This window comes from Marinimicrobium locisalis, assembly GCF_039822625.1.
In the GTDB taxonomy this organism is placed as follows: domain Bacteria; phylum Pseudomonadota; class Gammaproteobacteria; order Pseudomonadales; family Cellvibrionaceae; genus Marinimicrobium; species Marinimicrobium locisalis.
This window is the reverse complement of the sequence record NZ_JBDLLG010000011.1, coordinates 135,979-145,551: the sequence shown is the minus strand read 5'-3', so window position 1 is coordinate 145,551 and position 9,573 is coordinate 135,979. Positions and strand designations below refer to the sequence as shown.

Here is a 9,573-nt window from a genome sequence, read left to right as displayed (position 1 = left end):
GGAAGAGGCGCGAACTATACGGATCAATGACGGACCACGCAAGCCCTTTTTTAAACTTTTTTACTTCGCCCAATTCATCCTTTGGCGGTACCGCTTACCGAAGGTCCGGCTTGCCCCCTGTTCGGGATGCTTCGTCGGGTTCCGGCGCCTCCTCTGCCCGCACTTCTTCCACCTTTATGTCGGGATGACTCTCATCCCGCCCCTTTTTATCGGCATCGCGACTGGCCGCCCGCGAGCGAAAGATGCGTCGGCGCCGCCACAGCCATACCGCGGGCCCGGAAATGCCATAGGTAACAGACATACACAGGAGCACAAAGGGAGGGTTGAGGCTAACCACTACAAAGACGCCCACCACCAAAAGCATGACCACAAAGGGCACGCGCCCCCGAAAGTCGATATCCTTAAAGCTGTAATAGCGAACGTTCGAGACCATCAGCAGGCCGGCAATGGCTGTCACCAGAGCCGCTACGGCGGCGGTGGGGGCCGCCACTTCACCGGAATGGCCAGACCAAACAATGGACGCAATGATGGCGGCCGCGGGCGGGCTGGCCAGGCCGACGAAGTACTTCTTATCCACCTTGCCGATCTGAGTATTAAACCGCGCTAGCCTGAGGGCGGCACAGGCGGCGAAAATAAAGGCCGCGGCCCAGCCGAGCTTCCCCAGCCCCGACAACGCCCAGCTAAACATAACCAATGCCGGCGCCAGACCAAAGGAGACCATATCCGAAAGGCTGTCATATTGCTCACCAAAGGCACTGGAGGTGTTCGTTAGTCGAGCGACCCGCCCGTCGAGCCCATCGAGCGCCATGGCAACAAAAATAGCGATGGCCGCGCTGGCAAAGTTTCCGTGCATGGCGGAAATAATCGCGTAAAAGCCGGCAAACAACGCGCCCGTTGTAAAGAGGTTGGGAAGGAAGTAAACCCCCCTGTGGCGCACCTTCTTGCCGTTTTCCGACACTTCCTCTATGTGCTCATCAAAGGGTAGAAAGCTTTGCTCGTCGGCTTCCGTTTCATCCTGTGGACGCTCTGTATCTTTTGCGCTCATAGTCACCTCGTTTCGGGGATCGCAGGAGCACTATAGTACACGAAAGGCCGCAAAACATGGGCGGTTCAGAGGGTCCGCGGAGGGAGAACAGCGCAGGCGACCGAACAGGAAAGAAGAGTGATCAAGGAAGGCAAACAGGCAGAAGGGGGAGCGCCCATCCTTGGGCGTCTGGACAATACCCGCTTAGTTCTTGGTCTTGTCGATGATTTTGTTAGAGCCAATCCAGGGCATCATAGCGCGCAGGCGCTCGCCCACTTGCTCAATCGGGTGCGCCGCATTCAAACGACGACGAGCGGTCATTTCAGGGTAGTTGAGGTCGCCCTCGCTGATGAAGCGCTTGGCGTACTCGCCGGTCTGAATGTTCTTCAGGGCCTGGCGCATGGCTTCGCGGGACTGATCATTGATGACCTGTGGGCCGGTAACGTATTCCCCATACTCGGCGTTATTGGAGATGGAGTAGTTCATATCGGCAATGCCCCCCTCGTACATGAGGTCGACAATCAGCTTGAGCTCGTGCAAACACTCAAAGTAGGCCATTTCTGGTGCGTAGCCCGCTTCGGTCAGGGTTTCGAACGCCGCCTTAACCAATTCTACGGTCCCGCCACACAGCACGGCCTGCTCACCGAACAAGTCGGTTTCAGTCTCGTCCTTAAAGGTGGTTTCGATAATGCCGGTACGACCACCACCGATGGCTGACGCGTAGGACAGGGCGACATCTTTGGCCTTGCCGGAAGCGTCCTGGAACATTGCGATCAAGTCGGGGATGCCGCCGCCCTTCACAAACTCGGTGCGCACAGTGTGGCCCGGCGCCTTCGGAGCGATCATGATGACGTCCAAGTCCTTACGGGGAACCACCTGGTTGTAGTGGATGGCAAAACCGTGAGCGAAAGCCAGGGTGGCACCCTGCTTCAGGTTGGGTTCGATGGTCTCTTTATAAAGAGCCGACTGGAACTCGTCCGGGGTCAGCACCATGACCACATCGGCACTCTTAACGGCGTCTGCCACGCTGGCCACTTTCAGGCCAGCGCCTTCGGCCTTGGCCACGGAGCTGGAGCCTTCACGCAGCCCCACCACCACGTCTACACCGGAGTCTTTCAGGTTATTGGCGTGGGCGTGCCCCTGTGAGCCGTAGCCCAGAATGGCCACTTTTTTGCCCTTGATGATGGAAAGGTCGCAGTCTTTGTCGTAATAAACGTGCATAAAGAATCTCCTGGTTGAGTGTAAAACTGTGCGAGGGATTGAGAAGCCGGCAGTTTAAGGAAAAACGAACGTAACGTAAAATGATATATTCGCAACTTATTGTTGCATTATTGGCAACAATCAGCAAAAACCGATAGCCACTGAGGAGCGGACTGTGGACCCCCAAAAGCTACGACTCTATATTGCGTTGGCCACCGCCCGCCATTTCGGTCGGGCGGCCGCCCAGTGCCACGTAAGCCCCTCCACCGTCAGCCGTAACCTGAAGCAGTTGGAGGAGGAGCTGCAAACGCCTCTGATGATACGGGACAACCGCTCCGTCGCATTGACACCCGAGGGTGAGCACTTCCTCCGGTTCGCCCGGGAAAGCCTGCAGCGGTGGGAAACCTTTCAGGAAGCCCTGCATACAGAAGCCGGGGAGTTGCGCGGGCAACTGAGCATCTACTGTTCCGTGACCGCCAGCTACAGCTTCCTTCATGAGCTACTGACCCGGTTCCGGGGGCGCTACCCGGGAATCGCCATCAAGCTCCATACCGGCGATCCCGCCCAGGCCATCGAACGCATCACCGCCGGGCAAGAGGATATCGCCATCGCCGCCCGCCCCGATCGAGTGCCGGGCAACCTGGAGTTCAAGTCCATCGCCAAGTCGCCACTGTTACTGATTGAGCCCGCCGACCATCAGCTGTTGCCGAAGGAGACTCACGCGGAACGGCCGTGGCACGAGTGGCCAGTGATTATTCCCGAGGAGGGGTTGGCAAGAGAGCGCTTCGACCACTGGTGCCGGCAGCAAGGGGTAACCCCGGAAATTTACGCGGAAGTGAAAGGCAATGAGGCCATTGTCAGCATGGTGAGCTTGGGGTTCGGTCTGGGACTGGTGCCCGAGATTGTGTTGCGAAACAGCCCGCTACGAGACCGCGTCACTCCTCTTGAAGAGCAGCCGGACCTAGGGCCGTTTGAAACGGGGATTTGCGTGCTCCAGCGGCGACTGAAAAGTCCGATTGTTTCAGCGCTTTGGGGGCAGGTGAAATAAAAAGGCCCCCGCTAAGCGGGGGCAAGGGCTTCAGAGCTCCACATCAAAAAGGGGCGATGTGTTACTCGCTCGCGGGAAAGTTGGCCGGAACGGAGGTTTCTTCCAGACCGCCTTTACCGCTGATGATTTGCATACCGCGCTCGGTCAAATCCACACTGGTCTGCTCGGAGTTGGAGAGGTTGAGCACAGCCTTTTCCTCTTCGTTTCCGACCCAGGACCAAGCGAGCCAGCCGAACGGTTCAGTGCGTTGTACAGCGGTGATCTCCGCCTCCAGGTCTTCGGCGACCAACCCACCTTCGACAAAGTCAACGCCCAACATCTCGAAGTGCTCGTCATAGTGGAAGTCAATCAGCTCAACCACATCCTCTTCCACCTCCAGCGGAATATCACCTTCAATGCGCACCTCACCCACGGTGATGGGGGCATCCGGCATATCGCTAATACCGTATACCTGGAAGCCGAAATGCTGAGGAATACCGTTGCGCTCGAACGCCTCGGGCAGCACCATCTCAAACTCCTGAGTCACCCACTCACCGGGCGCCAGATCCTCGAGGGTCCAAACGGCCACATTTGTGTGGTTTTCCCACTGTGAGTCCTGGATAAACACTCGGAACTCGAAATCCTCCGGCGCACTGGAGTAGGCCTCATCCAGCATCAGGCTAACGGTCATGACCAGTTCTTGGCTGTTCAAGTTGAAATTTTCTACCGAGGCCAGATCCGTCTTCTGTACGGCAATGGTCCGGTTATCATCATCGGAAGCATCACCCGCCTCGGAGGGACGAGGTTCAATCACCAGGGCGCCCTCTTCCGCCGTAACACTCACCGGCAGAGCGTGCCACCCCAGAACGCTCCAGCCGTCCGTATCGGCGCTGAAATCTGACTGGTACTGGGTACCCCACTCAAAAGCGGTTTGCTCCTCGGGCAGCCCTTTAACAGTGATATTGTCCACCAGGATTGACTCCACGCTGCCGGCAAGGCCTCCCATTTGGATACCGAGATCCGAGCCCCCGGCCCATTCAGCGCTGAAGGTAACCGATGTCCATTCACCGAAGGTCACGTTGCCTGCACCGAGATAGTCCGCCGCTTGCCAGCCGGCACTATTACTCAGAACGGTGAAATAGAGGTCGGGGCTCCCCGCCTGATAGGCGGCAGGTACCAGTACGTCCATGGTAATCTCGATTTGGCCGTCGTAACTGATACCGTCCAAAGGACCGGAGAGCGCGAGAACTTCTTGATCACCGTCGACACGGGTCAGTGCCAAGGCCCCATCCTGAGCCGACACTTGAGTTTGCGGATCTTCCCATGAAGCTGGCCCCCAGTCCGCAACACCACTGTCAAAGTCCCAGGCGCGAAGCGTCTCGGGAACGGAGGCTTCGATCACTTTAATGTTATCGATGCGAATCTCTCCACCCACCTCGGGACTTTTGCCGTTGCCAATAAGCTCGAGACCGATCTGGGTCACAGCAGAGCCGTCAAAGCCCTCCTCTGCCCATCCGAACGAGCTGTTATTCTCAATCACCCGGGTCAGGGTCGACCAACCATCCGCTTCTTGCGCATCAGCGGTATTCCACCCCAGGTTGGCATAACGCCCTTCACCATCACGCACATACATCTGAAGCCCCAAAACCCCTTCCGTCGATTCGACGTAGGCGGCGGCCAGAAATACGTCCATGCTGACTTCGCGGCCATATACACTCATGGGCTGCTCAAGCGTTACCCGATACGCGGCCTTATCCGCCTCGGTTTGCCAATCCACCGGCAAGCCCGCGGCGCGATTGCCCGCCCCCTGAACCATAATCTCCATATGGTCCACATCATCCTCTTCCATATTGGCATCGCCGAACTCGCTCATGAGAACGGGCATATCTTCACCCTCAAGCGCCGCCATGGCTTCGGCCACATCATCACCGTCTCCCCAGCGGGAGCCGTAGCCGTGCACCGAGAGAATGATATTTTCCTGATCATCCGCGGCCAACAGTTCACGTCCTCGGTTGCCCAGGAACGCGAAGTAATCCCGCCCACAGCCAGGCGCATCCACGACGATCGGGTTATCAAAGCCAGCGTCACGCACTTGGCGGATGACCGCTTTGTAGTTGTCGATGTAAATTCGATAGCCTTGGCTATAGGAGTTGAATATGCCGGTGGGGCCCCACTGGCTCGCTAGATTGAGCATAATATGGGGCTGAAAGCGGTCTTGAACCAGCACGTCAATCCACTCCCCCAGCCAGAGGTTATTCACCGCGCCAAACAGCGCCTGGTCATCAGCCGCACAGGCTACCTCGGGCTCCCAATAGGAGATGACCGCGATCATTCCCTCCTCGACCACGGTCATCAGCGCGGCTTCCAGCTCCTCACCCGTGGTTTCGGCGCGCAATTGCAGACGAATGACGTTCGAGCCCACTTCCCGAATCGACGTAATGCTGTTGATGCGATCAATTGGGTTCTCCCCGTACTGCAGATTCACACCCCGCAACAAAATGGGCTCGCCCGTTGCATCTACAATACGATCCTCGTCGGAGGTGATAACCGGCGCGTTTTCAGAGGGACGAGGACGCCCCTCATTGCCTTCTACCGGATCGGGGACCAACTTATGTTTTTCCGAGTCGGGGGTTCCCAACATGCTGCCTCCACAAGCTTGCAACCCCAGCATGCAAGCGGCGAACGCTAAATAGCCAATTTGCTTTTTCATAGTTAACTCCAAGAATTTTTATTGATCTATTTTATCTACCTGACCTCAAACCCCGTTAGAACGAGAGGCTCACCCCTGCTGCGTAACGACGTTCCTGCACCCACAGCGAGCGGAAGTGCCCTTCCCACTGCGCATAGCTGCGGCGGCTTTCGCTGGTCAGGTTGGTACCGTTCAGGTAAAAACTCAGGTTGTCATTCACCCAATAATTAACGGACAGGTCCAGGTACCCGGTAGGCTCAAGCCATTGGCCCATGTCCAGCACGGCGGTATTGGTGTTGACTTCAAAGCGCTCCATATACTCCTCGCTGCGCCAGTTATAGGCCGCGCGGATGTTCAGACCGCCTTTGTCGTACCACAAAATCAAGTTACCCTGATGTTCGGAGTTGGACGGCAGGGGGAAATGCTCGCCTTCAATATCGGTGTATTGGGATTCACTTTGCGAGTAGGTGTAGTTCGCCTCAATACCGGTCGCGCTAAGATACTCTCCCGGCAAGAAGGTGAAGGGTTGCTTATAGCCAATTTCCAATCCATAGAGGTCAGAGGCTTCGGTGTTCTGCGTAGTCCAAATGTTCGCCCGGCGCCCGCGATCAATGCCGTCCTGGTCCCTGAAGGCGCGCTGCTCCTGGGATTGCTCCACGGCGGTTTCCACATCGATCAGGAAAAGACCGGCGCCCAGAATGGCGTTCTCCGCGAAATACCACTCGGCGGCAGCGTTGTAAACCGTCGCCTTCCAGGGTTCGATATCGGGGCTGCCCCGGTCCTCACCACCGCCAACACAACCGACGTCGTCTTGCACTTCGCCGGAAGGGCCGAAGACCATAACCGGCTCGCCATTCTCGTCGGTTTTTGCGCAACGCTGATACCAGAGGCTCAAGCTGGAGCCGACTCTATCCAGATCATTTCGAGTCATGGTATCGGCAATGCCAAAACGTATGGTGGTATGGTCGGTGGGGAAAAGGTTCAGGTTGACCGAAGGCAACACATCAGTGAAGTTCACCTTATCGGTTTGCGTGCCATAAACAAAAGCCAGCTTCTGCCAGTCGTCATACCCGATGGAGTTGAACATATCGAGGACTTCCGGCACGTCGTTGCGGATCACCGTCCGGTCGGTTTGCACCACCTTCAAACCCACATTGCCGGAGTAGGAAATGCCGAAAAGCCCTTGGTCAAAGTCCGCGAAGTTTGCCTGAACATGAGCGGAGGTGCTGGCCTCTTCAACATCATAGGTAAAGCCGGGATTCTCGACGGTGCGAACATCGCCGTAAAGGCGGCTCATAAAGTCGTAGGGGCTATCCCACGCATCGGGGTTCAGAGCGGCCACCCCGTCCTCAAAGCCCTTAATCGGCCCAAAATCGGTAAACACCACGGTATCATCACCGCTAAACCCGTTGTCTTCCAAACCACCAACCTCGACTAAGTTGACATTGGTGTCTGAGTAATCAAATTTTCGCCAATCGGGATAGCGTTGCCAGACCAGGTTGCCGGGAAGAAGCTTGTAGCGCAGGTCGGCGGGGACGCGCGGGTCCTCCCAATTGGTGTAGCGCCCGGTGGCGGTGACGTATTCGAAACGATCACTCTTCGCTTCCCGAATGCCGTGGCGCAAGCCGAAGTCAACGGACTCAACCACGCCCCAATCCAACTGCAGACTCACATCGCCGCGAACCACATCCAGCTCCGCTTCAAGGTTGGTGCCCTCGGCAAAACCCTGGTACTGATCCAGGACGGCCGGGTCCGCCAAGCTGGCGCCCTGATAGGAAAATTCGGGATACTCGGGCCGGTAATCCACAATTACGTGATACCCCTCCACAGGATCCTTACCCTCATCACCGTCTTCATCTACCCACAACCAGGCGGGCGTGCCTTGCTGAAAAGTGGCCTCGCGGGTCTGGCTTTCCGCCTCGCCATGGATATACCGTAGGCTCGCGGTCAGGTTGTCGTTGTTGGTGTAGTTCAGCTCCAGGTTGGTATTGATCGCCGCGGTTTTTTCAATATCGTTGGTGGAGCGCGTTTGAAAATCGGCGGACCAGATATCGGCCACGGTGACATAGTAGAGGTCGTGGTCCACCCGATTGCCATTCCCGTCGGGGGCGGCAACCGTGGCCCCATATTCCACCTGAGTGTGCCCGGAGGGCTGAAGCACGTTGTAGACGTCTTCCGGAAAAAGCGCCGTCGCGCCATTCTCTTCAAACGACTCGGGCGTACTAGCACCGTTAAAGCCCGCACTGACACCGCGGTCATACCGGTCCATGCGGGTGTAGAAAACGTCCCCTTTCAAATTGAAGTTGTCGTTGATCTCCCATTCCGCACTGATGGTGCCACCGGTACGCTCCCGTTCCATAAACTGACTGTTGGCGCTGTAACGGTCCGGGACAATGTACCAATCATTCGGGTTGCCGGAGCCACTAAAGTCCGGGGTGTTATTAACCGGGTGTGGCCCCACCGGTAGCGGCGCGCCCCCCTGCGACTCGAGAAAGCCCAGCCGGTGCCCGTTCCATATGGAATAGTTGGCCGCGTTGGAGATGGAATGGTTCACGTTGGCGTAGACCGCCAGGCGATCGTCATGGTTGTAGCCCAGCATCACGCTGACGCTGTGGTCGGGGTCGCGTGTTCCTTGAGTGCCGTCATCCTTCATCTCGTTTTTCGAGCGCTGCCCTTGGGCTGCCTCCAACCGTGCACGACTGGTCCAACCTGCATCCAGCGCCAGGGGCTGGAACGTTTTTAGGTCAACCACGCCGGACACCCCGCCCGAGAGCATGGACGCACTTTGGGATTTAAAAACGTCGACCCCACTCATCAGGCCCGCCGGAATATCTGAATAATCCGGCTGCACACCGGTAATGGACTTGGGGCTGAGAAACTGCTCGCCATTGAGCGTGGTGAGCACTTGAGGCATGCCCCGGATATTGAGGCTGGTGCCTTCGTTGGCCTCGCGAGTGATCTGAACCCCAGTGACTCGCTGCAAAGAGTCGGTAATGGTGGTGTCCGGCAGCCGACCAATATCCTCGGCCACAATGGAGTCAACGATGCGGTCCGAGTCCCGCTTGATATCAATGGCTTTGGCCTGGGAGGCTCTGACCCCCTTGACGATGATTTCCTCCAGGAGGGCCGTATCGTCGGCGTTGTCCGGGCTCTGAGCTGTTGCGGATGCGCTCCCCAAAGCGCACCCGATCGCCAAAGCCAAGGCGGTTTTAGTGGGACTGAACCCTGTGCGATAGATCATACGGAGTTTCCTCATGCTGCTTTATTGTTAAATTCGGATGTCGAACAACCGTTTTTTCTGGTTTTAAGTGAATCCAGCCAGTGGTGGGCCGAGTCACGTTGCTTTGGTGGTATCGTCTGAATATTCCGTTATTATTCTCGACCGCTATTGTTTACTGTTGCGGCCTTTCTTGTAACCGGTTCCATTTTTGAGGCGAAGCTCCCCCTGGATTAAAGGAGGATCCCGCACCGGGTCTGTAACCGATTACAGAAATCGTAGCGCAACCCTTTGCGGATAGCAATGCGGGAATGGCAGAAATTTCAACCGGAAGGTATCTTTTTTAAACTAAGGCGGGGCGCTTTTTATAGCCGTAAGCGATAACTGCGAGCATTTGAAGTATTCGAAGAGCCTTC

General features: G+C 56.8%; 5 protein-coding genes. 1 reads left to right on the top strand and 4 read right to left on the bottom strand.

The window, feature by feature from the left end:
• Window positions 1-94: 94 nt before the first annotated feature.
• Entirely contained in the window at window positions 95-1,045 is a 951-nt protein-coding gene (pssA, locus tag AAE514_RS08860; protein ID WP_347331170.1) for a CDP-diacylglycerol--serine O-phosphatidyltransferase, read from the bottom strand.
• A gap of 183 nt (window positions 1,046-1,228) precedes the next feature.
• Entirely contained in the window at window positions 1,229-2,245 is a 1,017-nt protein-coding gene (gene ilvC, locus AAE514_RS08855; protein ID WP_347331169.1) for a ketol-acid reductoisomerase, read from the bottom strand.
• Between the two features lie 154 nt (window positions 2,246-2,399).
• On the opposite strand from ilvC, the gene ilvY reads away from it, so the two are divergent.
• Window positions 2,400-3,272, top strand: a complete 873-nt coding sequence (ilvY, locus tag AAE514_RS08850) for an HTH-type transcriptional activator IlvY (RefSeq protein ID WP_347331168.1) — start codon at window positions 2,400-2,402, stop codon at window positions 3,270-3,272.
• 61 nt (window positions 3,273-3,333) lie between these two features.
• Here the strand turns inward: ilvY and AAE514_RS08845 are convergent, their stop codons facing one another.
• On the bottom strand, window positions 3,334-5,961 hold the full coding sequence (locus AAE514_RS08845; protein WP_347331167.1) for a cellulase family glycosylhydrolase: 2,628 nt from the start codon (window positions 5,959-5,961) through the stop codon (window positions 3,334-3,336).
• Between the two features lie 55 nt (window positions 5,962-6,016).
• Window positions 6,017-9,181, bottom strand: coding sequence for a TonB-dependent receptor (locus AAE514_RS08840; RefSeq protein ID WP_347331166.1), 3,165 nt, complete (start codon window positions 9,179-9,181; stop codon window positions 6,017-6,019).
• Between the last annotated feature and the right edge of the window lie 392 nt (window positions 9,182-9,573).

What these genes read in the sequence shown, in the direction of transcription:
- pssA (WP_347331170.1), bottom strand. Translation starts at nt 1,045, where the DNA reads ATGAGCGCAAAAGATACAGAGCGTCCACAGGATGAAACGGAAGCCGAC.
- AAE514_RS08845 (WP_347331167.1), bottom strand. Translation starts at nt 5,961, where the DNA reads ATGAAAAAGCAAATTGGCTATTTAGCGTTCGCCGCTTGCATGCTGGGG.
- AAE514_RS08840 (WP_347331166.1), bottom strand. Translation starts at nt 9,181, where the DNA reads ATGATCTATCGCACAGGGTTCAGTCCCACTAAAACCGCCTTGGCTTTG.
- ilvC (WP_347331169.1), bottom strand. Translation starts at nt 2,245, where the DNA reads ATGCACGTTTATTACGACAAAGACTGCGACCTTTCCATCATCAAGGGC.